We start from the raw sequence: 24,329 nt of genomic DNA on the forward strand, positions 1-24,329 counted from the left end.
GCCCTGCCACCTACGAATCAACCCACGCCACCCACCAACAGGTAGCGTGAACCAACCTCACACCAACCCTGTCCGTCGAACCGGGTCAACGCCAGACCTGGGTTGGCAGCTATCAGGGCGATCGGTCAGGTATGGCGAGAGGGCTATCGGTCTCTACGGCGCTTTTCGGCGTATTGGATGGCTCTCATGACCAAGTAGAGGTCGAAATCGGCGGTACCGATGAGGTCAGCGCACAGAGAGTCATTGGCGAGGCGATACCGGAGCAGTGTGAGGATGTCATCAGCCCGCAACAGATCGGGAGCATGTGAGAGCAGGCCTGCGGTCTTCGCACTGATCTTCACGGACATCGACGCAACTTGGTCCACTGGGTAGATGGGTTCGAGTGCGTCTCGCAAAACCTCTGCAACAGATCTGGAGTCGTCAGGAGCCGTTGTGCCGGTAGCGATCTGCGCTGTTTGCCACCACTCGATCATCTGCCCCTGGTGCGTCACGACTCCCTTCGCCAGAGCCGTCTTGTCCAGATAGGTCGGGTTCAGAGATCCGAACTCATCTTCGACCACATGCGCTCGGGTCCCGCGGCTGCTGACGTAGGGCCGCTGTAAGCCGGGAACGCGGAACGTGTAGCCAGGCGGCAGGTGCTTGGACAAGGCGATGATTCCTGCGGACGCTGACACATCGGCGGCCGCCAATTCTTCCAACAGCTCCGGCACCTCGCGGTATCCATCGGTGATGGAGTGCAGAAATCTCTGTGGGATGAGCAGCCGGGAGGCGAACCGGTTCGCTTCCCATTCTTGTCGCTCCGCGAGTGTGCGGCCAAGGTCCCTGTCGCTGCCTTCAGGCGCGACAGAGGATGGCGCAGTGGGATCTTGGTGGCATTCAACTATGTCGACGTGCCACGAGATCCGGATGTGGCCGTACTCATGTGCGGCCGTAAATCTCTTGCGAAAGGTGGGACTCTGCTGCCTGAGAAAGATCTTTGGCCGCTTCGAGTTCAGTTCCACTGCGAGGCCGTCACAGTTGAATGCCCACTCAATCTCCTCGACATCGGCGAACTCTCGCGCGAGAGCCAGGATGTCGATTGGCGGGCGGAGGTCTAGTCGCTCAACGAGCGTGTCGGCAAGCCGTTCAACTGCGGTCGGTGGGCTCATACCGTCCGGTTTGCTTCAACCATGCAAGCAACTTCTTGGCCTCGTCGTCGTTCTCGGCTCGTGCTGCCGCAGCAGCTGCGGTCGCCACATCTCTGATCTCTGCAACCGAACGATGATGTTTTCGAGCAGCGAACACGAACCGGAGCGACTGAGGGTGCTCAACCCACAACGCGTACTCAGCCGCGGTTAGACCCAGGAACTGTGACACTGAGTCAGGCGCTCCGGGAGTGTCGTGCCAGGCTTCGATGTAGTCGTCGATGTCGTCTGGCAAAGCACGACCCTGCAGAACTGCGTCAACGAACGTGGCTGTCTCAGACATCGATCCTCCTCCCTTTGCGTGGCTCCTTTATCATGGTACCGGTCCTTGCGTCCAGTGCGCCGATATGGTGTCCGCGCGAGTTGAAAACCTCAATCTCGCCGTGGAGTGGATCCCACGTGTACAACCGCCCATCTTTGGAACGCCAGCGTTTCTCACCGTTGAACGCACCCAGAGGCTCCAACTGGTCGAGATAGCACGGGTCCGGTCTTGGCTTGTAGAAGCCACCTGCCACCCCCTCGCCCCACCCTCCTGTCGCCGACTATTCGCGATGCACGAACGACTGGGCCCCCGCCCCCGGATAGCTTAGCCAGGAATCCGCCTGTACGCGCGCGGTGCCCTCGAACGGCGTGGCCCGCGTGGCTGAAACTCACGTGGGTTCTCGATCGCGACGAGCACGCCCGCAGGACCGTCAGATACTCGGTGTCTCGATCCGGCGTAGTTCCATACGGCTGGATGTCGTCCGTGAATCCGCTATTGTTTAGCTTCTGGCCCTTCGATGACCACGATGTGGTCGATCTTTCGGAACGGCATGATCAGACGATCGATCGACACCCAGCGAGGCGGCTTCCCAACTGCATCGGTGATTCGGATCGGCTTAGCTAATGCGACGTCGCGTTGGTCGCCTAGATCGTCCAGGCTGTAGGAATGAAGACGCCCCTCAACTAGGCGTCCGTCCGTGAGTTTGAGTCCGACCCACGGCAGTGTTCCCCTTGAGCGGGTGCCTAGCGCGTGGACCCATACGTTGCCTTCCGGGCGAAACTCTGGGCGACTGCGGCGCCGCTGGACGAAGTGAAGTCCAACCGAGAGGGCGGTCGCCAGCACGAGTGAGAGCGCGACGGTGCCGATGGCAGCGCGAGCGTGCTTCGCTAGGTAGTCGCTCCCGCATGTCGCCCACTCTCCGACGTCGAGTGTGAATGGCAGAGGCACGAGAGCGACTGCCAGCAGGGAGACGCCGGTGGTCGCAAGACCGATCGCGACAATCTCGATGAGTTCGCTCAGAGCGCCGGCGCCGGAGGTCGGTGGTCGGAAGCGGCTCAGCAGCCGCCGGTTGAGCCAGCCAGGGACCAGCGCAACAGCAATGAGGAGGGCCGGCAATGCGGTCGGTAGCACTACTCGCCAGAACCGGTATCGGCTGAGGGCTGCGTCTCGACGGTTGTAACTGGGTCAAGCGTTGCGGGCGGTGGGACGTAGTCGGCTTCGAAGCCGGGGGTGATGATCACCTGTGCGCCCTCGCGCACCTCTGTGGGTCCCGAGATCGAGGTGGTTTGGTGGTTGCTGGCGGCCGGATGGCTCTTATCATCAGTCATGCGGATCAGTATGGCCACGAGTGAGGACAGTTCTGATTCTCGACTCACCGTCCGCCTTGCTAACACGACTGCTAACAAGCCAGTGGATCAGGCTGGACTCAGGTAGACGTTGCCCCCTGGTCTGAGCGCTCGACCATGGCCCGAGGTGTGCCGATGGACACCGGTCGCGGGACTCGTAATGAGAAGGTCGTCGGTTCGATTCCGACAGGCGGCTCCACCAGAAGTACGCGCTGACCTGCGCAAACCCGGTTCGACACGGAACCGGGTAGTCCGGCCGGTTGCAGTTCGAGTTGCAGTTTGGTCGTTCTCACGGTGTACCGCCCGGCCACTCACGTCTCCCGTTGGCCCGTCTCTGACTGGCTGTGGGTTCCCGCATCGCCCCGCTAGCAATCATGGAAGGGACGGTCCGGCACGGCACGCGTCAAGGGCGCGCACACTACGCGCGTCGGCTACGCCGATCTTCGACCCTTGACCCGCACCGCACCTAAGGTCGGCAGCTATCGGGGCGATGCGGGAGGTCTGCCCGATCCGTTGACACGTAACCGTCAAGCGGTGCCGGGGCTGTCTCGGGCTGTGACCCACCAGCCGTTGGACAGTGCGAGTCGCCCAGACCGACAAGCACTGCGTTGCTCTGTGACCCACTGCTCCAAGTCGTCCACCGATTGGGCTATTGATCGCCCAGTGGTGTCGAGTAAATGAGTCTCCCACCGGGGATCATCCTTGGTCCATGCCGACCACCGATCCCAGGACATATCCGGCCAGCCGCCGTCGACGATCACGTCCGGGCGGTAGCGAGGATCTTCCGCATGTCCACGGTGCCAGGTGCTCCAACCGACGAACGCATCAACGACTGCAGGGGACCACTTGTCGCCGTCGCGTGAACTGAGACGCCGACGCCTCTCGTTATCTGCGACGTCCACCAGACACACCGCGATGCCATCGAGCAGCGGCGCGGATGGTGAAGCCAAGATCTCACCGAGCGGCGACTGTCCGGTCAGAAGAAGATCCAGCCCGCGGCTTTGATACTCCAGAGCTCGGCCGATCCACAGTTCCGTTGTTCGGTGTCGCCACTGTGTGTCCGCATCCTCCGGTACGCCGATCTCGTCGTGGTCATGGACAACCAGGCCATGCAGTCTGGTACCCAAGGCGTGGGCCAGCGTCGTCTTGCCCGAACAACTCGAACCGGTCAGCGTCAGCAACATCCCACCAACCTTGGCAGCCTCGCTGCTCCCGAGCGACTGATTTCCTCCGACGACAGTTGCAGTAGCAGTTGCAGTACGCGGCCGTTCGCGATCGTTCAAGGAAGGCCAATCGCCCTGTAAATAAGGCAATTCGAACCACAGCGAACAGACGCGAACGATGGTCACAAGCACTCGTAATGAGAAGGTCGTCGGTTCGATTCCGACAGGCGGCTCCACGTAGAACCCCAGGTCAGAGGCCACGCTCTGCCTGGGGTTTCTCTTTCCGGACGGGCCGGGCGTCACGTGTTCGGGCGGTGGGATTGGTTGCGGGCGGCGGTTAGTGCGGTGTCGATGTCTCGGTAGATCGTGAGTCCGGGGTCGTTCTGGGTGTGGTGGAGGACGTCGCGGACCTGGCCGATGTCGCGGGCGAAGTAGAGGCGGACGCCCTGTGAGGCGAGATCGTGGGTGAGTTGGTCGAGCATGCCGGCCGCGGTGACGTCGATGAAGGGTGTGGTCTCGCCGTCGAGCACCACGGCGTTGACCCCGGCCACGGCGAGGGCGCGAACATGATCGCGGATATGGTCCGCGTTGGCGAAGAAGAGCCCGGACTCCACGCGGACCACCACGATCCCCGGTTCCGGGTGAAGGTCGGGGTGCCGGTCAGCGTCCACCCATAGTCCGTTCCCGTCGGCGACGCGGACCAGGCGAGTCAGGTGCGGCCGACTGGCCCGGAACAGTAGCAGCGTCATCGACACGGCGATGCCGATGACCAGACCCGGCAGGGTGTCGAAGACCAGGACGCCGAGCATCGCCATGAGCGCGGCGAGGAAGTCCGCGCGGGCGGCCGGTCCGTAGATGCCGGCGAGCCGTTCGGTCCAGACGCGGTAGAGCCGGCGCAGCGCGGGGATGTCGATCAGTTCGACGACCGCGGCGATGACGACGGCGGCCAGGGTCGCCTCCGGCAATTGCTCGAACAGGCTGGTCAGGAACAGCAGCGTCACCACTGTGAGGGCGGCGACGGTCAGGCCGCTGAGCTGAGAGCGGGCTCCGGCTCCACCGTTCACCGCGGTCTTGGACAGACTGCCGTTGACGACCATCCCCGAGGCGAGGCCGGAGCCGAGGTTGGCCACGCCCAGGCCGGCGAGCTCGCGGTTGGCGTCGATGTCGTAGCCCGCCTGAGCGGCGTACGTCTTGGCCGCCGCCAATCCCTCGGCGAACCCGATCAGCAGAACGCCCCCAGCCGGCCCCACCAAGGCGAGATAGTCATCGATCCCCAACCCGGAGGGAAGACCTAGTGCCGGCAGGCCGGACTCGATCGGCCCGACGATCGCCACACCGTGCTGGTCGAGGTCGAGCACGGCAACGGCGATGATGCCGAGCAGGACCGCGACCAGCGAACCGGGTACGAGCGGCAGCCATCGGCGCAGCGCGAGTACGACCACGAGACTGAGCAGACCGACCGCCAGCGTTGCCCAGCTGATCTGGTCCAAGGATGTGAGCAGATGCCAGAGCTTGGCGAAGAAATCGCCCTCGCCGCCTTCGATGCCGAACAGCTTCGGGAGTTGCCCGACCACGATCGTCAGCGCGAGCCCGACGATGAATCCCTTCAGCACCGGCTCGGAGATGAGCGAAGCCAGAAACCCGAGCCGCGCGAGACCGGCGGCCACGCCGACCACCCCGGTGATCAGTGCGAGTGCGGTGGTCAGGGCGACGTACCGATCGCTGCCGCCCGCGACGAATGTGCCTACGATTCCTGCCGACAGGGCTGCGGTCGCCGACATCGGGCCGACCACCAGGTGTCGGGAGCTTCCGACCACCGCGTACAGGATCAGCGCGGGTACTGCGGCGTACAGCCCCACCACCGGCGGGACACCGGCGATCGTGGCGTACGCCAGCGACTCGGGCACCAACACTGCCCAAACCGTCAGACCTGCGATCAGATCCGGCCACACCCACCGGGAGCTGTATCCGGCGAACGACCCGAGCAGTAACGGGACCCTGCGCGTCATGCGGTCTCCCTCGCCGGACTACAGATTGCTGATTCCCTTGCCGATCAGGTCGACGCCGATGACGAGCAGAAGCACGCTCATCACCGCTGCGTTGTGGAACTGCAGCCACTGCTTCAGTTCGTCGAGCGGCTTGCGGAGCCGGTCGCGGGCAACGGCGTAGCCCAGCACCGGCACAGCCACGGTGCTCGCGGCGATCACCGTGTACACGGCCACCGCCAGGACATCGCCGCCGGTGGACAGCCCGCCAGAACCGATCGCCGTTCCCGCCGCCGCGCACAGCAGCAGATTTTTCGGATTGACCGCGGCCAGGACGAATCCGAGCCCGGCCGCCTTCGGCAGCGTGAAGCTGTCCATCGCCGACATCCACCCGGGAAGCGCCGCGGTCGTACCCGGCTTCGGCCGCCCACGCCACTGCCGGAAGGCGACGAATAGCAAAAGCACGCCCAATCCGATCTTGATCCACGACACCGCGGCCGACGGTTCGCCCGATCCCCCGAACCCGGCGTTGGCGAGCGCGGTGAACACACCTGATGCCACGGCGATGCCCGCGACCCACCCGATCACGAAGCCCACGCTGGTCCGGCCGGCTTTCGGCGCGAGCAGCATCAGAATCGCCGCGATAATGGGGATCGGGCTGATCGCAACCCCGATCGCCAGCGGCAGCAGTTGTCCGATGACCCCGTTCACGGCCGGCTCCGACCTGGCTGGTGCATCCGCATCACCCGAGCGTGACCGACGCCGACAGCGACGCACTCATCCTGCAGGGGTGAAGCCCGAGATGGTCCGGATGGTCAGACTCGGGGCCATGCCGACTCCACGTGATGCCAGCGCCTCCGTCCGCGAGCAGCACCGAGCCGCTCTCGCGACCTTGCCGATGTCTGATACCGCTGACTTCGATGCGACGTCTCGAGGTCTGCTGGCTGAGCCCAGCCCGGGGGTCGTGCGCGCCGCAAGCGGCGAAACGTTGTGGGACAACGACTCGTACGCCTTCCTGAGGGACGACGCCCCGGACGCCGTACACCCGAGTCTGTGGCGGCAGTCCCAACTGGTCGCCCGGCAAGGGCTGTTCGAGGTGGTCGACGGTATCTACCAGGTCCGCGGCTTCGACCTGTCGAACATCACATTCGTCGAGGGCGCCACCGGCCTGGTGGTCATCGATCCGCTGATCTCGTCCGAGACAGCGGCCGCCGCGCTCGCCCTGTACCGCGAGAACCGCGGCGACCGGCCGGTCCGCGCGGTCATCTACACCCACTCGCACGTCGACCACTTCGGCGGCGTCAAGGGCGTGGTCTCGCAGGACGATGTCACCGCCGGCCGGGTACGGATCCTCGCCCCGGAGGGATTCACCGAGCACGCCGTCTCCGAGAACGTCTACGCCGGCACCGCGATGGGCCGACGGGCGGGCTACATGTACGGCGCGGCGTTGGCCCGAGGCCCGCGCGGCCAGGTCGGCGCCGGACTCGGGCAGACGACATCGACCGGAACGATCACGCTCATCGCACCGACCGACTTCATCTCCACCACCGGGCACGAGGAGACCGTCGACGGGGTGCGGATGGTGTTCCAGATGGCACCCGACACCGAGGCGCCCTCGGAGATGCTGATCTACTTCCCCGAGCACAAGGCGCTCTGCGCGGCCGAGGACGCCACCCACAACCTCCACAATCTCCTCACCCTGCGCGGCGCGTTGGTCCGCGACCCGCGCAGCTGGGCTCGCTATCTGACCGAGACCCTCGACCTGTTCGGCACGGATGTCGAGGTTGTCTTCGCTTCGCACCACTGGCCTACCTGGGGCAACGAGCAGGTCGTCCTCTACCTCACCCTCCAGCGAGATCTGTACGCCTACCTGCACGACCAGACCCTGAGGATGTTGAACAAGGGCCTGACCGGCCCGGAGATCGCCGAGCTGATCCAACTGCCGCCGACCCTCGAGAACGCGTGGCACACCCACGGCTACTACGGCTCGGTGAGCCACAACGTGAAGGCCATCTACCAGCGGTACATGGGCTGGTTCGACGGAAACCCCGCCCACCTCTGGCAGCATCCACCTGTCGAGGCCGCCACCCGGTACGTCGAGTTCATGGGCGGAGCCGACGCCGTTGTCGCCAAGGCGCAGCGGTACTTCGACGACGGAGACTTCCGCTGGGTCGCTGAGGTCCTCAACCACGTCGTGTTCGCCCAGCCTGACCACGCCGCTGCCCGCGAACTGCTCGCCGACACCTATGAACAGCTCGGCTACGGCTCCGAGAACGGCACCTGGCGCAACTTCTATCTCTCCGGTGCCACCGAACTGCGCGACGGCTCCTTCGGTACCCCGACCCAGACCGCGTCGGGAGACATCGTCGACAACCTCAGCCCGGCGATGCTCTTCGACGCACTCGCGATCCAGATCGACGGACCGCGCGCCTGGGGCGAAACGTTTGCCATCGACGTCAGCTTCGACGACCTCGACGAACGCTATCGACTCCGTCTGTCCAACGGCGCTCTCGTTTACAGTTCAGCGCCACAACGCGGAGATGCCGATGTGACCCTGAGCCTGCCTCGCGCCTCGTTGCCGGTCCTCGCCCAGCAAACAACCGATCCTGGTCAGCTGGCTACTGCCGGCATCAAGATCACCGGCGACGCACAGATCCTCGACCGGCTCTTCCGGCTTCTCGACCCCGGCGACCCGAACTTCGGCATCGTCACACCTGACTGAGGCGCCTGTCCGCGCCTGACTCTTGGAGGAGCACATGGGTGGCGTTGGTGCGTGCCCGCTCCGGGGGCAGGTCGATCCTCGTCTGCTGCGGTTCAGTGCCGGGGCGACGGCGGGTGTGCTGGTCGTCGTACTGCTCATCGTTGACGTTGCTCGGCCGGTGGGGCTCGGGCTGCTCGCGTCTCAGGTTGCGGTGTTCGGGTTCACGGCGTTCGTGAGTTTCCACTGGTCGGTGTGGGCGCAGTTGTTCGCGCGCGTCATCTGGCCGCGGATCGCGGCGCCGGCTGCGTTGGAGGATGCTCGGCCGCCGAGGTTCGCGCAGTTCGTCGGCTTCGTGCTGACTGCCGCGGCGCTGATCACCTTCGTGCTCGAAATCGAGGTGGCCGGCTACGGCCTCACTGCTCTGACCTTCGCCTTGGCACTCCTCAACGCATCCACCGGGCTGTGCCTGGGCTGTGGCCTGTACCGCCTGCTCCGCCGACCGAAACCAGCCTGACCGCTCGGGCTATTCGTCCAGGTGGGCGGTCTCGTTGAGGGTGATTACCTGGTGGCTGTGGTGGGTGTCGTTGCGGCGGAGGGTGGTGATGCTGCCTGAGGTCAGGGGGAAGAAGACGCGGTCTGTGGAGGTCATCGGCATGCCGATCCAGGCGGCGATCAGGTAGCTCGAGGCGGAGCCGTGGGAGACGATGATCTGGGTCGGGGTCGGGCGGTTGAGGATGTCGTCCAGGGCGGGGTACAGGCGTTCGACCAAGGCGAGTCTGGTCTCGGCGCCGGCCGGGCCGTCGTGGTGGGCGAGGCGGTCGCCGTGCTCGGGGAGGGGGATGCGGCGTTCGGCGAGCCAGGCTTGCGGGTGGCCGTCCGCCTCGCCGTTGGATCGCTCGCGGAGGCGGGCGTCTAGTTGGACCTCGACGGAGAACCTCCGGGCGATCCGGTCCGCCGCCTGGCTGGCTCGGCGGAGGTCGGAGGAGAAGATCTCGACCGGCTCGGGGCCGATTCGGCTCGCGAGTACGTCGGCGATGCGTTCGGCCTGCTGGTGTCCGCGGGCCGTCAGGACCGAGTCGTACCAGCCGCCGACGAGGCCGTCGACGTGGTGCTGTGCCTCGGGATGCGTGACGAGGTAGATGTGTCTCATTCGGCCAGGTCCAGGAAGAAGAGCATGGAGTAGCTGTCTTCGGGGCCTTGTACGGCGGCGCCGGCGCGGAGCATGCCCGTCAGGATGTCGACGCCGGTCGCGGCGGCGTACGTGGCGATCAGGTCGACGGCGAGTTCGGCTTCACGGTCGGTCAGGTGGCGGGTTGCGTCGTACGCCTCGATCAGTTCCTTGATGCGGGTGAGGTCCGCGTGGCGGTCGGAGGTGCGGCCCCAGGTTTCGGCGATGCGGCCGAGGTCGTACAGCTGGAAGGACGTCATGCAGTCGTCGAAGTCGATCAGGGCCGTGAGCTCGCCGGTCGTTTCGTCGAGCAGGAGGTTGACCGCGCTGATGTCGTTGTGGACGAGGCCGTGTCGCAGCCCCGTCGGGTTGGCGTAGACGTCGGCGATCTTCTCCTGCAGGGCGGTCAGGTGGCGCCTGGCTTCGCGCAGTACGGGGAGGTCGGCGTACGGCGATCGCAGGAAGGTCTCGATGCGCTGGAGCGGATCGAGCCGCGTCGTCCGTGCGCCGGGGAAGCTCTGGTCGGCCGTGAGCACGTGCATCTCGGCGGCCAGTGTGGCGGCCTGCCGGCCGAGGCGCAGGTCGGTCGAGAAGTAGCCGTCCATCATGTCGGTCGGATGCGTGCCGGCGGCGTACATGAAGAGCGCTGCCGGCCGGTCGTCGATCGTGCCACAGAGCGATCCGTCGTCGGCGCGCACCGGAGCCGGCGTCGGGAAGCCGCGCTGCGCGAGGAACTCCGTCGCGTGCAGCTCGTACTCCACCTCGGCCGCCGTGCTGGTGCTGTAGCTCCGGGCAACAAACGCGCCGTCGACCAGCCAGCTGCGGTTCTTCTCGCCGCCGAGCAGCGGCACGACGTCAACCGGTTCGACGCCGCGCCCACGGAGGAAACTGGTCAGATCGCTCATACAACGCGACGATTCCACGGACCCGCGCCTCGACGCGAGCCAATTCCACCGGTGGTTGAATGCGCAGATGGACGTTCACCCCGTCGACCAGGCGCGATGGGACGACCTGGTCGAGCTCTTCGGTCCGAGCGGCGCGACACGCGGCTGCTGGTGCATGGCGCGCCGCCTGCCCCCGCGCGAGTTCGGCGGGAGCGATGAGAACCGCGCCGCGCTCGAGGGCTTCGTCCAAGCGGGGATGCCGGTCGGCCTCATCGGGTACGTCGATGGGCGTCCGGCCGCGTGGTGTGCGGTGGCGCCGCGGCCGGAGTACTACGCGATTGTCCACTCACGCACGCTGCCCATCGACGACCCGGACGACGACACGATCTGGGCCGTCAACTGCCTGTTCGTGAAGCGCGGCTACCGCGGGCGCGCGCGTCGTCGAGGCCTATCCGGTGAAGACGATGCCGGGCGATCCGGGGCGCGGCGTGCTGAGCACATTCCTCGACGCCGGATTCACGCCGTACGCCGAGCATCGCACCCAAGCCAAGCGCAACGTCGTCGTACGACGAACCCTCACCAGGACCAGTTCCCGTCGTCCGAGGTGAAGGTCCAGTCTTGCGGGCGTGCGCCGTAGGTCAGGTAGTCGATTGCCGGGACCGCGATCGGTGGATACGGGAGCTCCCGGAGTTGTCGTACGGCGTCCTCCGCGGAGAACCACCGGGCGTCCGTCACGGTCCCGTCCGGGTCGTCGATCGCGAACGTCGCGTCCTGCACGTCCACCACGTAGTTCCACGACTCCGATGTCACCCGACCGTCCACAACCGCGCGGGTCGTCCACACGAGCGCGAGATCCGTCTCGACCGCCAGCAGCCCCGACTCCTCCCGCAACTCCCGCACCGCACCGGCCGCAGGCGACTCGCCCTCCTCGACGGCACCACTCGGCAGATTCCAGTACGGCGCATCCCACGCCTCGTACTGATCCTGCACCAGCGCCACCAGCCCGCCGTACCGCGCAACCACACCCGCATACCGTCCCATCCGCCGAACCCTAGTCGGGCAGGTGCGGAAGGATCTCGTCGTGGGGCCAGGGCTCGGTGAGTACGGCGGACAGCCCTGGGTCCGGGGACGCGGTGAGGTACGGCGTTTCGTCGGGGTTGCGGACGGTCGCGATGACCGGAGCTCCAAGCAAGCCCCACGGGGCGATCTTGTTGGCCAGGAAGCCCTCCAGGCGGAGGTCGACGTACTCCGGCTCCCACCACACCGCGAACGTCGGCTGCAACTGAGCGGGATGGATGCCGAGCCAAGCGCCGAACGTCACCCGATAACCGCCGTCGAGCTGAACCGGCACGAGAATCCGGACGAAAGAGCCGGCACCAGGCACCTGCATCATCACGGACTCGCGAGGCGTCCCGTGACTGAGCCAGGTGTCGGGCGTGTGCTCCCGTTCCGGCAGGTCCAGGACGGGGTCCGGCAGGGTGAATCGGACGTGGCGATCGTGGGCGTCCAGAGCGCGACCACAGGTCGGACAGGTGTCGGCCAGCATGCCGAGAAGTATGGCTGATGGTTCCGGAAGGGGAGTGTCCGGAATGGGGTTTACGGTGCCGGTATGGCTGAGAATGAGTGGGTTTCGCCGTGGTGGGAGCCGCCGATTGCGGGGACCGAGGCGGAGCATCTGGTCGGGGCGCTGGACCGGATGCGGACGACGTTCCGGTGGAAGGTCGACGAGTTGGACACCGACGGGCTGAACACGCGGATCGGGAAGTCGTCGATCACGCTCGGCGGGCTGATGAAGCATCTCGCGGCCAACGAGGACTACATGTTCAACGTCAAGTTCCGCGGGCTGCCGATGGACGGGCCGTGGGTGGAGAACGGCTGGCGGGACGACAACGACTGGGAGTTCAACTCCGCGGTCGACAACACCCCGGAGGAGCTGTACGCCCTGTGGGACGGCGCCGTCGAGCGTTCCCGTGCGACACTCGCCGCGGCCATCGCGGACGGCGGGCTCGACCAGCCGGCCGACATCAGCTGGCCGGACGGGCAGCACGCGAGCCTGCGCCGGCTCGTGTGCGACCTGATCGAGGAGTACGGGCGCCACACCGGCCACGCCGACCTCATCCGCGAGGCCGTCGACGGACGGGTCGGCGAAGACCCGCCACGAGAGTGGAAGCCGGTCGGCGCGCTGACCCGCTGACGCGGAACCCGGAAGGTCCGTCGCAGTGGCTCGCGGATCCCCGGGCCATCACAATCAGCCGGCGAGACACGGCGCACGCTCGGCGCGAGCCGAACGACTCGATTGTGATGGCCTGCAGATCCGCCGCCCTACTTGATCCGCTGCAAGGTCCCGTCCGCCGCAACGGCAATGACCGTGGTCACGCCGTCGACCTTGAGGTTCACCAGCATGCGGGAGCCCTGCTGCGAGGTGGTGTAGCTGACGACGGCGTTGCTGCGGGTCGCGGCGACCACCGACAGGATGCTCGCGTCCTCGCCGGAGCGGTTGAACTTCACCACCGGCGCTGCCACCCGCTTGTCGATCGTCTTGTAATGCCATCCCTGGATCGGATCCTGCGCACCGGAGACGACCTCGATCGGCGTCGTCTGCTGCTGGAACGGGATCTGCAGCAGCGTCGTCTTCACCCGATCACCCGGCTTGGCGGCCACCGCGCGGTCGTTGCCGCTGACAACCACCTTCTGGTCCGACGGCAGGTGCCAGAGCGTCGAGTAGTCCTGGTCGGATCCGGACGTACCGCGGTCCAGCACGACCATCAGGTCCGGGTCCTTCAGCACGAGTACGTCGCGGGTCCGGTCGATGCCGGGCCCCGGCGAGTCCTGCAGCTCGTAGAACTCCGACGTCGTACCGATCGACGACCGCGTCAGGCGGGTCTCCGGGTGCCCGGTCGCCGACTTCACCGTCATCTCGTTGTGCGCGAACTGGCTCTTCGCCCAGAACCGCCAGTCGTCGATCTTGTACCCGGCGTGCCCGCCGTCGATCAGGATGTCGCGTCCGTGCGAGGTGTAGGTGATCGAGGTGTGGTCGTTGTGCCCGTGCAGCTTCTGCGACGGCCCGAACCGGATGCTGTACGTCGATTCCTGCGTGAACGGGCGCGTCTCGCCCCACCCGGTCCGCCCGAAGACGTACCCGGCGTCGAAGATCCCGACCCGCTGCGTCGGCCGGATCCCCTGCTTGCCGAGGGTGCCGGCGTACTCGAGAACGGTCCCGGGAACGGGCACCGTCCGCACGACCTCCGAGTCGCCCAGCTGCGGCAGGTTCCCGAGCGAGTTGGTCGCCAGCGCGAGCCATTTCGCGAGCTCCCGGCGGCGCGCGATGATCGTCGTACCGGGATCGACGCCGCATCTCCGCAGTACGTCGATGGCCCGTCCCCAGAGCGCGTAGTTGAACTGCGCGTACGCCGTCGACTGCTCGTTCGTGGACCCCTGCGTGTCGATGGAGGTCTTGATCGCACTCGTCAGCCGATCGGTCGCGATCTTCTTCAGGTCGGGGCGCTGCAGCGTGCAGCCGATCCCGAACAGCGCGAGGCTCTCATCAGTGCCGTGGTTCCAGTCGCCGCTGTAGTTCTTCTGCAGGAACCACGCGTGTTCCATCAACGCGTCGTCCAGCCAGGTGTACGTCAGCGGCAGCTTCGCGACATGCAGCCCGGACAGCACCGCCTCGCGCAGGCAGATCAGCACGTTGGTGCGGTGCATGGTCGACTCGTACGCGCCCACGTCGGACTTCCACGAGTACGGGTTGTCGTTGACCCAGTCGCGGGCGATGTTGCTGACCCGTTGCAGGGCGCGCTTGTCGCCGCGCGCGCCGGCGTTGATTCCTTGCCCCAGCCAACGGAGCGAGTGCAGCCACATGTACCAGCTCGGGTTCTTGTCCGGGTTGATCCGCCAGTTGATGTTCCCCTTGCCGTCGCCGACCTTCGTCGGCGGCGTCGTACCCCAGGTGAACTTGTCCTGGTAGAGGTTCGCGAGCGGGTTCGTGTGGTCGATCCCGCTGTACGCCGGGCAGGTGTAGGTGTTCTGCTTCGCCGGGGTCGGCGGTGCGGTCGGCGGTTCGGCAGTGCGGCTCACGGTCGGGTCCGGGGCCGCCTCCGGCTCGGAGCCGCCCCACGGGATCACCAGTACGGCGGCCAGTACGGCGGCGCTCACGAGCAGCGGGATCATGAGTCGGAGCGTCGTTCTGGTCGTGCGCAGATGTCTCGCGGGCATCGTTGGTCCTCCCCACATGCTTCGCGCATGCCTCTTCTGGCCTAGACCTGAATTCGGGTAGGGCGCTCCCCGGGAAAATGGTCAGGATGGTGTTTGTTGCTACGTCGCGGTTGTCTTCAGGAAACGTTGGCCGGACCGTCAAAGGTTGCTATCGGCATCGGATGTGCTGCCGGTCATACTCCGGTCAGATACGTCGCCATCGGTTCCCCCCGAGGTTCAGATTGGTTCCTCTGTCATATAGATGTTTCGAGGGGGGTAAAAAGTTGCATCGGATAGCCCACTCCGGTTCGGCGTTGCCCGGAAGGGCAGTGTCAGCCGCGCCGGATCGCCTGCAGAATCAGGGCATTCCGCGCGTTCTGACCGGCGGGCACGGTGGTGTGCCGGCCGTCGCGCAGGTCGCTATGGATCCGGTCGGGGCGTGCGGCGAGGAACTCGGCCCACGGCACGATCCGCAGGTTCGGGTGATGTGAGAGCGCCTGCTCCAGTTGGAGATCGATCCATTCGCTGTTGCGTTGATCGGCCACCTGGACCGACGCCGGCTCGTCGGTGCGCGAGACCTGTACGTTCACCCAGTACACGGTCCGGCCCGGTCCGGCGATCCGGAGCGCTCGCTCGACCTGTGCGGCGAACGCGGGCGGATCGAAGATGTCGTTCGACCCGACCGCCATCACGATCCGCTTCGGCAGGCCGTACGCGCGAGCCCACGAGGCCATCGCGTCGACCGCGGCCGAGGTCGGCTGGCCGGACCAGCTGTACTCCGCGAACGTCATACCCAGCTGTTGCCCGAGCAGCCGGCCCAGCGCCTCGCCGTCCTGTACGGCGATGCTGTCGCCGAACAGCACCACGCCGTTCGTCGCGACGACGTGACGGACATGGGCGCCGCTGGCGATGACCCGGTTGTTCCGCTGCCAGGAACCGAGCGTGCCTGATCCGTAGCTGCCTGTGGTGACGGCGGGCGTGGTCGTCTTCGCATGCGCGGCCGGCGCGTCGAAGTGCAGGAGCCCAAGGAGGAACGCCGTCAGAACCACGATGATCGCGGCCGACGCCGACCAACTCCGGATGTGTGACATGGCTCGTCCCTCCCGTACTGCGGACGCGGAGGAAGGCCAGGCGGTTGTCCTATCGGCCGCTCTTGATCGCGTCGGCGATCAGTTGGTTGCGGGCGCTGCCGCCGAGCGGCTCGCTGGTGTGTACGCCGTCGCGCAGGTACGGCGTGGGCCCGTCCGGCCGCGAGGTGAGGAACGTGGACCAGTCGATGATCCGCAGGTTCGGGTGGTCGAGGGAGGCGTCGTACAGCTCGTCGTTGACCCAGGCGCTGTTCGCGAGATCCGCATCCCGGATGGCGGACGGCTGCTTGGTGCGGCTGACGTACACGTTCACCCAGTACACCGTCCGGTCCGGGCCGGCGATCTTCATCGCGCGCTCGACCTGGGCGGCGAACGCGGGCGGGTCGAAGATGTCGTTCGTACCGACGGCCATCACGATCCGCCGGGGCAGTCCGTAGTCCCGCGACCACTCTTCGAGGGCGTCGACCGCGGCCGAAGTGGGTTGCCCCGACCAGTCGTGGAAGGCGATCGAGTCGCCTGTGCTGTCGGCCAGCCGGCGTTCGAGGGCCGCGCTGTCCTGTACGGCGATGCTGTCGCCGAACAGGAAGATGCCGTCGAACATGAGTGCGTCGCGGATCTGGTCCTCGGGCGAGATCCGCCGGATCAGGTCCTGCCACGGGCCGAGCGTGCCCGATCCGTACATGCCGGGGCCTTTCGTCGGCACGCTGTACGAGCCGGTGCCCTCGGCGGTGGTGTCTGCGTCGATGGCCCGCGGCTCGAGTACGACGAGTGCGCCGGCCAGCACCGCAAGTACGACCAGGGAGACGAAGATCGAGGCGACCGATCCCAGGAAGGCGCGCAGGAGCGAAACGCGCTCGTGGTGCGGGTGGATGTGGGCCTGCTTCAGCGTGCGAACACCCCCCAGCCTGAGTCGCCGTCTCCGCGCCGCGACATGACGTGGCGCGCCCCGAACCTGGTGCATCCCCCGGCCCCCACCTACTAAACGCCCCAGCCCGCCCGTTTGGTTGCATCGAGCGGTCAGTGCTTCAGCGTGTACCCCTCACCCGTCAGACGAGCCCGAAGGTCCTTGACCTCGTCCCGCCGCACCCCCCGCCGCCGAGGTTCCCCCTCCTCAGCAGCCTTCTTCTTCCTCCGCCTCCACCACTTCACCCCCCAAGCATCCCCGAAGACCTGGTTTTCGGCTATGCCGGAATGGCGGGCCGACGGAGCGTGGGCATTCGACCACGACGGGTGGACCCACGAGCCGGCGTGATCAGCCGGTGCGTTCGGCTTCGCTGCGTTCTACGCAGAATTCGTTGCCTTCGGGGTCCTTCATGGTGACCCAGCCGCGGCCGTCGGGCATGCGGTGGTCCTCGTGGACGGTGCCGCCGAGGGAGAGGATGCGGTCGACCTCTTCGTTGCGGGTGCGCTCGGTCGGACCCCAGTCGAGGTGCACCCGGTTCTTCACGGTCTTGCCTTCGGGTACGGCGATGAACAGCAGCGCCGGAACCGGCGCCGGCGCGACCACCAGCACCTCGTCGTCGCCCGGAACATCGCCGTCGGCGACCGGCCAGCCGGTCACGGTACTCCAGAACTGCGCCAGCGCGTAGGGGTCGGCCGCATCGATGGTGATGTGTCGCAGGATCATCCCGAGACCTTAACCGGACGGCCGGGTTCGAAGTGTCGCGGACTGTCGGCGGCCGGGTCTACTGTGCGGGCATAAGCGCCGTACCAGAAGGTCCGGCTTGTTGGGGGAAGGAACGAATCGATGGCATCCCGGCTCAATCCGTACATTCAGTTCAAGAGCGAAGCACGTCCGGCGATGGAGTTCTACCAGGGGGTTTTCGGCGGCGAGGTGGCCAAGAACACCTTCAAGGAGTTCGGCTCGGGCCACGGCCCGGAGGACGACGACCTGCTGATGCACGCCCAGCTCGAAACCCCGAGCGGGTTCACGCTGATGGCGGCCGACACCCCGCAGGGCATGCCGTACAACCCGGGCGACAACATCTCGATCAGCCTCAGCGGCGACGGCGACGAGCTGCGCGGATACTACGAGAAGCTGTCCGCCGACGGCGGCAAGGTGACGGTCCCGCTGGAGAAGCAGATGTGGGGCGACGAGTTCGGCATGGTGACCGACAAGTTCGGCATCAACTGGATGGTCAACATCGCCGCGAGCTGATCCCGCTGCGCATGCGCCGCGCCCGGGGTGAAATCCAGTACCCCGGGCCGGGCAGGCACGGCTAGCTTGGCCCGCATGGGACTCAACGACCTGCTGTACGACCCCATCCGGCACAACAACTGGGCGACCGGGAGCCTGACCCGGTTCTGCCTGGACCAGAAACTCACGTCCGAGCAGCTGGAGATCACCGGCGTCGGCACGTACGGCGGCATTCTCGCGACCCTCGACCACATCGTCCGGTGCGACGGCAGCTACCTGCGCCGGATCGTGGACCGGCCGCTGGACTATGTGGACAGCGACACCGCGACCGATCTCGAGACCATCGAGGGCTGGAACGCCGAGGCCGGCGCGCTGTGGGAGGTGTTCCTGACCCAGCCGATCGACGTCGAACGCGTGATCATCGTCGACAACAACACTCGCGGCACCCGGGTCGGCATCTTCATCGCGCAGGCGATCAACCACGCCAACCATCACCGCGAACAGGTCTGCGCGATCCTCACCGGCCTCGGCATCGAGCCGCCGGACATCCAGGCGTGGGAGTACGCCTGGGAGTCCGAGCGGATCTGGGATCTCGACAAGGCCTGAAGCTCAGTTGCCGACGGCGGCCGCCATCAGGCCCGGCTCGTACGAGCCGCCGAGCTGGTTGAACGTGACGGCCATCCGGTTGGTGGCGTTGATCATCGCGATCAGCGTCACCAGCGCGATCAGCTGGTCCTCGTCGTAGTACTTCGCGGCCCGGGCCCAGGTCTCGTCCGAGACACCCTCGGAGGCGTCGGCCAGCCGGGTCGCTTCCTCGGTGAGCGCCAACGCGGCCTGCTCCTCCTCGGTGAAGACCGTCGAGTGCCGCCACCCGGCGACCAGGTTCAGGCGGGTCGTGGTCTCGCCCTCGGCCGCGGCCTCCTTGGCGTGGATGTCGATGCAGTGCCCGCAGCCGTTGATCTGGCTGGCGCGCAGCATCACCAGGTTCTGCGTGGCGTGCGGCAGCGCCGTCTGCTGCAGCAGTCCGTGTACTGCGAACAGCCGCTTGGCCAGCTTGGCGCCGAACTCGTTCTGCATCACGTCGATACGGGGTTCCATCGTCGTCGTCCTTACTTGTGAGATCTACTGGATGACCACGAGATGCCGCCGGCGGGTGTGCCGTGACGGACCGAGGACGTGACGAGCGCCATACCGGACGTCGTGTCACAGAACTCCGGCGGCCGGCATCTGATGGGTGACACCCGCGCGCACAAGGAGTCCAGCCATGACCGGTACCGACCAGGCCACCGAGGCTTTCGTTGCCCATCGCAACCTCCTGTTCACGGTCGCGTACGAGCTCCTCGGCTCGGCTGCGGACGCCGAGGACGTCCTCCAGGAGACCTGGTTGCGCTGGGTCGGCGTCGACCTGGACACGGTCCTGGACCAGCGCGCGTACCTGGTGCGCATCGCCAGCCGCCAGGCGCTCCAACGCCTCCGTACGCTGGGTCGCCGCAAGGAGTCGTACGTCGGCCCGTGGCTGCCCGAACCGCTGCTCACCGCGCCCGATGTGGCCGAGGACGTGGAACTCGCCGACAGCGTCTCGATGGCGATGCTCCTGGTCCTCGAGACCCTCAAGCCCACCGAACGCGCCGTCTTCGTACTACGTGAAGTCTTCGGCCTCGAGTACGACGAGATCGCCGAGGCCGTCGACAAGAAGCCCGACGCCGTCCGCCAGATCGCCCACCGAGCCCGCTCCCACGTAGCCGCCCGGCGCCCACGCGGCGTCGTCTCGGCCGACCAGACCCGCGACGCCCTGGCCGCGTTCCAGCGCGCCGTGAACACCGGCGACCTTCAGGGCCTGGTCGACATCCTCGCCCCCGATGTGGTTTTCCTCGGCGACGGTGGCGGCGTGGTCCAGGCCCTGCCGCGCCCGGTGGTCGGCGCCGACAAGGTGGCCCGCATCCTCGCCCTGGCCATCACCCGCCTGGCCGACGCCTCACTGGAGGTAACCCAGATCAACGGCCAACCCGCCCTGATCCTCCGCTTCGGCGGCGAGGTCGACACGGTCACCGTCCTCCACGTCGACAACGGCCTGATCGCAGGCATGTACTCGGTCCGGAACCCCGCGAAGCTCTCCCACCTGGCGGAGGAAGTCACGCTGACCCGCGACTCCGGCGCCTGAGCCGCTGCGTTGGATGGTCAGGCGGGGTTGGTGAATGAGACTGGTTTGCCGGTGGTGTGGGCGTAGGCGATCTCGCGGGTTGTGGACTCGCCGAGGTAGCCACCGGGGTTGACGACCAGGACTCGGTCGGCCAGGTCGATCTTTCGCAGGTGGAGGGCGCCTAGTGCGATCTTCTGCTCGTCGCTGAGTTCGCGATCGTCGGGGCGGGAGAAGACGCTTGGGGCGACGACGATGGCGCCGGCGAGGGTCAGGTCGAGATTGGCCGCGAGCATCTCTTCGCTGAACCGGGCAGAACCGCAGATGCACACAATCTCAGGTCGGTCGGGCACGTCACACCAGGTCAGCGGATTCGGGGACCGGGGTGAGGGGTGTGCCGTCGGTCAGCCACTGGCGGACGTTGGAGACGACCAGGTTGGCCATCGCGGTCCGGGTGGGGATGGTCGCGGAACCTACATGGGGGAGGAGGACGGCGTTCGGGAGCGGCATGAGGTCGGGGTGGACCTTGGGCTCGTGTTCGAAGACGTCGAGTCCGGCGGACAGGATCGTGTTGGTGCGGAGGGCGTCGACGAGGGCCTGCTCGTCGACGACGGTGCCGCGGGCGACGTTGATGAGAATGCCGTCCGGTCCCAGTGCCTTGAGGACGGAGGCGTCAACCAGGTGCCGGGTGTCGTCGCCGCCGGGGATGACGATCATCAGGATGTCTACGTCGGCGGCCATCTCGACCAGCGAATCGTAGTACTGGTAGGCAACGTCCTTCGGGCGGCGGTTGTGGTAGGCAACGGTGACGCCGAAGGGCTGGACTCGGTCGGCGATGGCTTGCCCGATGCGGCCCAGACCGAGGATGCCCATCCGGCGGCCGTGCAACGTTGCGGGAGTCAACGGGTACGGGCGGCCCGCGGCCCACTTGCCTTCGCGGAGGTACTGCTCGGCCCGCCCTAGCTCGCGCACCGTCATCAGCAGCAGACCGAGCGCAGTGTCGGCGACCTCGTCGTCCAGCACGCCAGGCGTGTTCGTGACGACAACACCACGCGCGGCAGCAGCGCCGGCGTCGATCCGGTCGTACCCGACGCCGAAGCTCGCCACCAGCCGTACGGCGGGAAGGCCGTCGAGGAACGCGCCGTCGATCGTCGTACCGCCGGTGGCGACGGCAACGATCTCGTCCCGGCGGGCCGCGAGTACGGCGTCCGGGTCGCTCTGCTCCCACAGCCGGATCAGCTCGCAGTGGTCAGCCAAGCCCTCGGCGACTGCCGGGTGCATCGGGCCGGGCATGAGTACGACTGGCAGTCCCACGGCAGCTCCTCACGGATGTTCACCACTGCTTTCCCGGCCAACCCTATTTCCTATCGGCCGCGAGTACGACGATCGGGGGAGGAGGTCACCATGATCATCGACTGCGCTTACTACCGGGACGGACGCCGCCAGCACGTCGAGGCGATGTCGGTCGAGGATGCTGCGGCCCACTGTCAGCAGGGTGGATTCGTCTGGCTGGGCATGTTCGAGCCCACCGCCGAGGAACTCGCCCAGACGAGGGAGAGCTTCGGCCTGCACGAGCTGGCCGTCGAGGACGCGCAGACCTTCCATCTCCGGCCCAAGGTCGAGCCGTACGCCGGTGAGGTGGAGCTGGTCATCCTCCGCACCGCCCGGTACGACGACGATCGCAGCGAAGTGGACTTCGGCGAGGTGAGCATCTTCGTCGGGCCGTCGTTCGTGATCACCGTGCGTCAGGGGGTGGCCAGCGACCTCCACGGCGCCCGGATCCGGCTCGAGCAACGTCCCGAGCTGCTGGAGTGCGGTACGAGCTCCGTACTGTGGGCGATCCTCGACCAGGTCGTGGACAGCTACGGTCCCGTCGTCGCCGAGCTCGAACGCGACATCGAGCGGGTCGAGCAGACGGTCTTCGCCGGCGCCGTCGCGCCGACCGAGCAGATCTACTTCCTCCGTCGCGAGGTCACCGACTTCTACCGGGCCGTGCACCCGCTGCTCGCCGTACTCGCGACGATCGAGCGGGGCGCCCGGGACACCCCGCTGCTGCCGTACTTCCGCGACGTCCACGATCACCTCGTGCTGGTGAACGAGGAGGTCGCCGCCCAGCGCGACCTGCTGGCCACGGTGCTGGAAGCGAACATGGCGGTGATCGGCGTCGAGCAGACCAAGGTCAGCGTCCGGCAGAACGCGTCGATGGAACAGCTCACCAAGCTGGCCACGATCTTCCTGCCGCTGACCTTCCTGACCGGATTCTTCGGGCAGAACTTCGGCTGGCTGGTCGATCACATCAACGCCGAGTGGGACTTCCTCGTACTGGGCATCGGCGGGCTGGTGGTGCCGTGTATCGCGCTCGCGATGTGGTTCCGCCGCCAACGAACAGCCCGACGGCAAGCTGCCTGACGCATCAGATTCATGCGGTGTTCCGACGGCGACACGAGGGTCGGGTGAGCAGGATCCATCCCCTCGGAGGTTGTGATGCGAAAGCTCCCCGCCCTGATCGTCGCGACGACCGTCCTCGCCGCGGTCGCGCTCCCACCCGCCTCGGCCGCCCGTCCCGCGACCCAGGCCCATACCAAACCGTATGGTACGGCGGCTGCGGTTGTCGCCGAGCCGCCGACGTACGACGCGACGCCGCTCAAGTCGTACGCCGCGTTCGACGCGAACCAGGCGGTCGCCGTCGACGCGAAGTACTTCTACGCGGTCAACAACCAGACGATCACCAAGCACGACCGCCGCACCGGTGAGCCGCTGCTGCAGTTCGCCGGCGACAAGGACGGCCCGATCATCCACATGGACAGCGGCATGGTCCTCGGCGACAAGCTGTACGCCGTCCACTCGAACTAAGGTCGCGGCTGGTGATCCAGCGCCTACTGCGGGGCACTCGGCACGGCACCTCGCCGCACGGGTGCAAAGGTGACGATGCTCCGCATCGACCCCTTCGCCCCCGCGCGCCGATGCACCGCACCGAGCACCTCCTCGCTACGGCGCTGGATCACCAGCCGCAACCTCTCCGACTGGCCGATGGAGAGCTCGATCGAGGTGTTCGACACCAAGACGATGCGCCACATCGACTCGTACTCGTTCGGCATCTACCGCGGCTCGCTGACCTGGCTGGACCGGCACGACGGCGCGTGGTGGGCCGGGTTCGCGAACTACGACGACGTCTCCGACGAGACGGGTGAGCCGTACGGCCAGACGTACAACACCCAGATCGTCAAGCTGAACGACAAGTTCGAGCCGCTCGCGTCGTACACGATCCCGAAGCAGATCCTCGACCGGTTCAAGCCGATGTCGAACTCGGGCGGCTCATGGGGTCCGGACGGCCGGCTCTGGCTGACCGGCCACGACCTCGGTGAGGCGTACGTGATGGAGCTGCCGACCGCGGGCTCCGAGCTGCGCTGGATCGCGACGGTCAACCTGCCCAACGTACAAGGCCAGGGCATCGCGTGGGACCGGTCGGACCCGCGGCACCCGACGTTCTGGGCGATCAGCCGGCCGAACCGGCTGGTGCACACGTTCTCGATGCCGGTCAGCTCGATCAAGACCCCGACCGCCAAGGGCTGGTCGGTCCTCGGCCCGGGCCAGTTCCGGAAGTAATCGCCGGAGGTAGCGGACGATCGTTGTCCGCTACCTCCGAAATGCTGGATGCATGACCACCACAGCAACGTTCCACGCGTACTTCGGGTACCGCGACGCGCCGGCCGCACTCCGCTGGCTGGAGAAGGCCTTCGGGTTCGAGACGACCATGGAGGTCCCGGACGACAAGGGCGGCATCATGCACGCCGAGGTGCGGTACGGCGGCGTCGCGTTCACGCTCTTCACCGACGAGCCGGGGTACGACCGGCCGACGCGCAAGGGCGACACCGTCGGCCACGGGATGTACATCGCGTTCGACACGCAGGACGAGGTCGACGCGGTGTACGCGACCGCGACGGCAGCCGGCGCGGAGTCGGTCTGGACGCCGGAGCTGTCGGAGTGGGGCAACTACCGCTGCCGCGTCGCGGATCCGGAGGGCTACGAGTGGACCTTCGGCACCCACCGCCCCGGCCAACCGGCCAACTGGTAGAGCTG

General features: G+C 66.7%; 30 protein-coding genes. 11 read left to right on the top strand and 19 right to left on the bottom strand.

Going from position 1 to position 24,329, the window contains the following annotated elements; all coding sequences use genetic code 11:
* Positions 1 to 143: 143 nt before the first annotated feature.
* The 8 genes from ABT313_RS44230 to ABT313_RS44265 form a co-directional block, all read right to left on the bottom strand.
* Positions 144 to 1,148, bottom strand: coding sequence for an ImmA/IrrE family metallo-endopeptidase (locus ABT313_RS44230; protein WP_350867032.1), 1,005 nt, complete (start codon positions 1,146 to 1,148; stop codon positions 144 to 146).
* Entirely contained in the window at positions 1,126 to 1,467 is a 342-nt protein-coding gene (locus ABT313_RS44235) for a hypothetical protein (RefSeq protein ID WP_350867034.1), read from the bottom strand. The genes ABT313_RS44230 and ABT313_RS44235 overlap by 23 nt, the downstream gene beginning before the upstream one ends.
* Positions 1,460 to 1,699 (bottom strand): colicin E3/pyocin S6 family cytotoxin, encoded by a 240-nt coding sequence (locus ABT313_RS44240; protein ID WP_350867036.1) that lies wholly within the window; start codon positions 1,697 to 1,699, stop codon positions 1,460 to 1,462. The genes ABT313_RS44235 and ABT313_RS44240 overlap by 8 nt, the downstream gene beginning before the upstream one ends.
* Before the next feature lie 239 nt (positions 1,700 to 1,938).
* On the bottom strand, positions 1,939 to 2,577 hold the full coding sequence (locus ABT313_RS44245; RefSeq protein WP_350867038.1) for a DUF6338 family protein: 639 nt from the start codon (positions 2,575 to 2,577) through the stop codon (positions 1,939 to 1,941).
* Positions 2,577 to 2,774: a hypothetical protein gene (locus ABT313_RS44250; protein ID WP_350867039.1), complete on the bottom strand. Its 198-nt coding sequence runs from the start codon at positions 2,772 to 2,774 to the stop codon at positions 2,577 to 2,579. The genes ABT313_RS44245 and ABT313_RS44250 overlap by 1 nt, the downstream gene beginning before the upstream one ends.
* 545 nt (positions 2,775 to 3,319) lie before the next feature.
* Positions 3,320 to 4,141, bottom strand: coding sequence for a P-loop NTPase family protein (locus ABT313_RS44255; RefSeq protein ID WP_350867041.1), 822 nt, complete (start codon positions 4,139 to 4,141; stop codon positions 3,320 to 3,322).
* Between the two features lie 113 nt (positions 4,142 to 4,254).
* A complete protein-coding gene (locus ABT313_RS44260) occupies positions 4,255 to 5,964 on the bottom strand; it encodes a SulP family inorganic anion transporter (RefSeq protein ID WP_350867043.1) in 1,710 nt (569 codons plus the stop codon).
* A gap of 18 nt (positions 5,965 to 5,982) precedes the next feature.
* A complete protein-coding gene (locus tag ABT313_RS44265) occupies positions 5,983 to 6,651 on the bottom strand; it encodes a GAP family protein (RefSeq protein ID WP_350867045.1) in 669 nt (222 codons plus the stop codon).
* 118 nt (positions 6,652 to 6,769) lie between these two features.
* Here ABT313_RS44265 and ABT313_RS44270 point away from each other — a divergent pair, with 118 nt between their 5' ends.
* The gene (locus tag ABT313_RS44270) at positions 6,770 to 8,662 is read left to right on the top strand and encodes an alkyl/aryl-sulfatase (protein ID WP_350867047.1); all 1,893 of its coding nucleotides are present in this window, start codon (positions 6,770 to 6,772) and stop codon (positions 8,660 to 8,662) included.
* Between the two features lie 34 nt (positions 8,663 to 8,696).
* Entirely contained in the window at positions 8,697 to 9,155 is a 459-nt protein-coding gene (locus ABT313_RS44275; protein ID WP_350867049.1) for a DUF4395 domain-containing protein, read from the top strand.
* A gap of 9 nt (positions 9,156 to 9,164) precedes the next feature.
* Here the strand turns inward: ABT313_RS44275 and ABT313_RS44280 are convergent, their stop codons facing one another.
* Together ABT313_RS44280 and ABT313_RS44285 are read right to left on the bottom strand one after the other, a co-directional pair.
* Positions 9,165 to 9,791 (bottom strand): histidine phosphatase family protein, encoded by a 627-nt coding sequence (locus ABT313_RS44280; RefSeq protein ID WP_350867050.1) that lies wholly within the window; start codon positions 9,789 to 9,791, stop codon positions 9,165 to 9,167.
* A complete protein-coding gene (locus ABT313_RS44285) occupies positions 9,788 to 10,714 on the bottom strand; it encodes a phosphotransferase (RefSeq protein ID WP_350867052.1) in 927 nt (308 codons plus the stop codon). Before ABT313_RS44285 ends, ABT313_RS44280 begins: the two co-directional genes overlap by 4 nt.
* Positions 10,715 to 10,781: 67 nt before the next feature.
* Between ABT313_RS44285 and ABT313_RS44290 the strand changes: the two genes are divergently transcribed.
* Positions 10,782 to 11,330 carry a hypothetical protein gene (locus ABT313_RS44290; RefSeq protein WP_350867054.1) on the top strand — a complete coding sequence of 183 codons (549 nt, stop codon included), beginning with the start codon at positions 10,782 to 10,784 and terminating at the stop codon, positions 11,328 to 11,330.
* On the opposite strand, the gene ABT313_RS44295 is transcribed toward ABT313_RS44290, so the two are convergent.
* Complete coding sequence (locus tag ABT313_RS44295; RefSeq protein WP_350867056.1) at positions 11,270 to 11,734, bottom strand: NUDIX hydrolase; 465 nt, start codon at positions 11,732 to 11,734, stop codon at positions 11,270 to 11,272. The genes ABT313_RS44290 and ABT313_RS44295 overlap by 61 nt on opposite strands.
* Positions 11,735 to 11,744: 10 nt before the next feature.
* A complete protein-coding gene (locus ABT313_RS44300) occupies positions 11,745 to 12,239 on the bottom strand; it encodes a hypothetical protein (RefSeq protein ID WP_350867058.1) in 495 nt (164 codons plus the stop codon).
* Between the two features lie 63 nt (positions 12,240 to 12,302).
* On the opposite strand from ABT313_RS44300, the gene ABT313_RS44305 reads away from it, so the two are divergent.
* The gene (locus tag ABT313_RS44305) at positions 12,303 to 12,887 is read left to right on the top strand and encodes a mycothiol transferase (RefSeq protein WP_350867059.1); all 585 of its coding nucleotides are present in this window, start codon (positions 12,303 to 12,305) and stop codon (positions 12,885 to 12,887) included.
* A 128-nt stretch (positions 12,888 to 13,015) separates the two neighbouring features.
* On the opposite strand, the gene ABT313_RS44310 is transcribed toward ABT313_RS44305, so the two are convergent.
* The 4 genes from ABT313_RS44310 to ABT313_RS44325 form a co-directional block, all read right to left on the bottom strand.
* Positions 13,016 to 14,863: a heparinase II/III domain-containing protein gene (locus ABT313_RS44310; protein ID WP_350867061.1), complete on the bottom strand. Its 1,848-nt coding sequence runs from the start codon at positions 14,861 to 14,863 to the stop codon at positions 13,016 to 13,018.
* 356 nt (positions 14,864 to 15,219) lie between these two features.
* Complete coding sequence (locus tag ABT313_RS44315) at positions 15,220 to 15,978, bottom strand: SGNH/GDSL hydrolase family protein (protein ID WP_350867063.1); 759 nt, start codon at positions 15,976 to 15,978, stop codon at positions 15,220 to 15,222.
* 49 nt (positions 15,979 to 16,027) lie between these two features.
* Positions 16,028 to 16,936 carry an SGNH/GDSL hydrolase family protein gene (locus tag ABT313_RS44320; RefSeq protein WP_350867065.1) on the bottom strand — a complete coding sequence of 303 codons (909 nt, stop codon included), beginning with the start codon at positions 16,934 to 16,936 and terminating at the stop codon, positions 16,028 to 16,030.
* A 291-nt stretch (positions 16,937 to 17,227) separates the two neighbouring features.
* The gene (locus tag ABT313_RS44325) at positions 17,228 to 17,602 is read right to left on the bottom strand and encodes a VOC family protein (protein ID WP_350867067.1); all 375 of its coding nucleotides are present in this window, start codon (positions 17,600 to 17,602) and stop codon (positions 17,228 to 17,230) included.
* 120 nt (positions 17,603 to 17,722) lie between these two features.
* On the opposite strand from ABT313_RS44325, the gene ABT313_RS44330 reads away from it, so the two are divergent.
* Together ABT313_RS44330 and ABT313_RS44335 are read left to right on the top strand one after the other, a co-directional pair.
* Positions 17,723 to 18,133 (top strand): VOC family protein, encoded by a 411-nt coding sequence (locus tag ABT313_RS44330; RefSeq protein WP_350867069.1) that lies wholly within the window; start codon positions 17,723 to 17,725, stop codon positions 18,131 to 18,133.
* Between the two features lie 75 nt (positions 18,134 to 18,208).
* A complete protein-coding gene (locus ABT313_RS44335; RefSeq protein ID WP_350867070.1) occupies positions 18,209 to 18,718 on the top strand; it encodes a DinB family protein in 510 nt (169 codons plus the stop codon).
* A gap of 3 nt (positions 18,719 to 18,721) precedes the next feature.
* Here ABT313_RS44335 and ABT313_RS44340 read toward each other — a convergent pair whose 3' ends face one another.
* A complete protein-coding gene (locus ABT313_RS44340) occupies positions 18,722 to 19,210 on the bottom strand; it encodes a carboxymuconolactone decarboxylase family protein (RefSeq protein WP_350867072.1) in 489 nt (162 codons plus the stop codon).
* A gap of 166 nt (positions 19,211 to 19,376) precedes the next feature.
* Here ABT313_RS44340 and ABT313_RS44345 point away from each other — a divergent pair, with 166 nt between their 5' ends.
* Complete coding sequence (locus ABT313_RS44345) at positions 19,377 to 20,273, top strand: RNA polymerase sigma-70 factor (RefSeq protein WP_350867074.1); 897 nt, start codon at positions 19,377 to 19,379, stop codon at positions 20,271 to 20,273.
* Between the two features lie 17 nt (positions 20,274 to 20,290).
* On the opposite strand, the gene ABT313_RS44350 is transcribed toward ABT313_RS44345, so the two are convergent.
* Together ABT313_RS44350 and ABT313_RS44355 are read right to left on the bottom strand one after the other, a co-directional pair.
* A complete protein-coding gene (locus tag ABT313_RS44350) occupies positions 20,291 to 20,602 on the bottom strand; it encodes a hypothetical protein (protein ID WP_350867076.1) in 312 nt (103 codons plus the stop codon).
* Between the two features lies 1 nt (position 20,603).
* Positions 20,604 to 21,563: a 2-hydroxyacid dehydrogenase gene (locus tag ABT313_RS44355; RefSeq protein ID WP_350867077.1), complete on the bottom strand. Its 960-nt coding sequence runs from the start codon at positions 21,561 to 21,563 to the stop codon at positions 20,604 to 20,606.
* Positions 21,564 to 21,653: 90 nt separating this feature from the next.
* Between ABT313_RS44355 and ABT313_RS44360 the strand changes: the two genes are divergently transcribed.
* From ABT313_RS44360 to ABT313_RS44375, 4 genes are all read left to right on the top strand, one after another.
* Positions 21,654 to 22,658: a magnesium and cobalt transport protein CorA gene (locus ABT313_RS44360; RefSeq protein ID WP_350867078.1), complete on the top strand. Its 1,005-nt coding sequence runs from the start codon at positions 21,654 to 21,656 to the stop codon at positions 22,656 to 22,658.
* Between the two features lie 75 nt (positions 22,659 to 22,733).
* Complete coding sequence (locus ABT313_RS44365) at positions 22,734 to 23,102, top strand: hypothetical protein (RefSeq protein WP_350867080.1); 369 nt, start codon at positions 22,734 to 22,736, stop codon at positions 23,100 to 23,102.
* 69 nt (positions 23,103 to 23,171) lie between these two features.
* Entirely contained in the window at positions 23,172 to 23,855 is a 684-nt protein-coding gene (locus tag ABT313_RS44370; RefSeq protein ID WP_350867082.1) for a hypothetical protein, read from the top strand.
* Between the two features lie 52 nt (positions 23,856 to 23,907).
* Entirely contained in the window at positions 23,908 to 24,324 is a 417-nt protein-coding gene (locus tag ABT313_RS44375; RefSeq protein WP_350867084.1) for a VOC family protein, read from the top strand.
* Positions 24,325 to 24,329 lie beyond the last annotated feature (5 nt).

Origin of the sequence: Kribbella sp. NPDC000426 (assembly GCF_040300265.1) — a bacterium.
In the GTDB taxonomy this organism is placed as follows: Bacteria; Actinomycetota; Actinomycetes; order Propionibacteriales; family Kribbellaceae; genus Kribbella.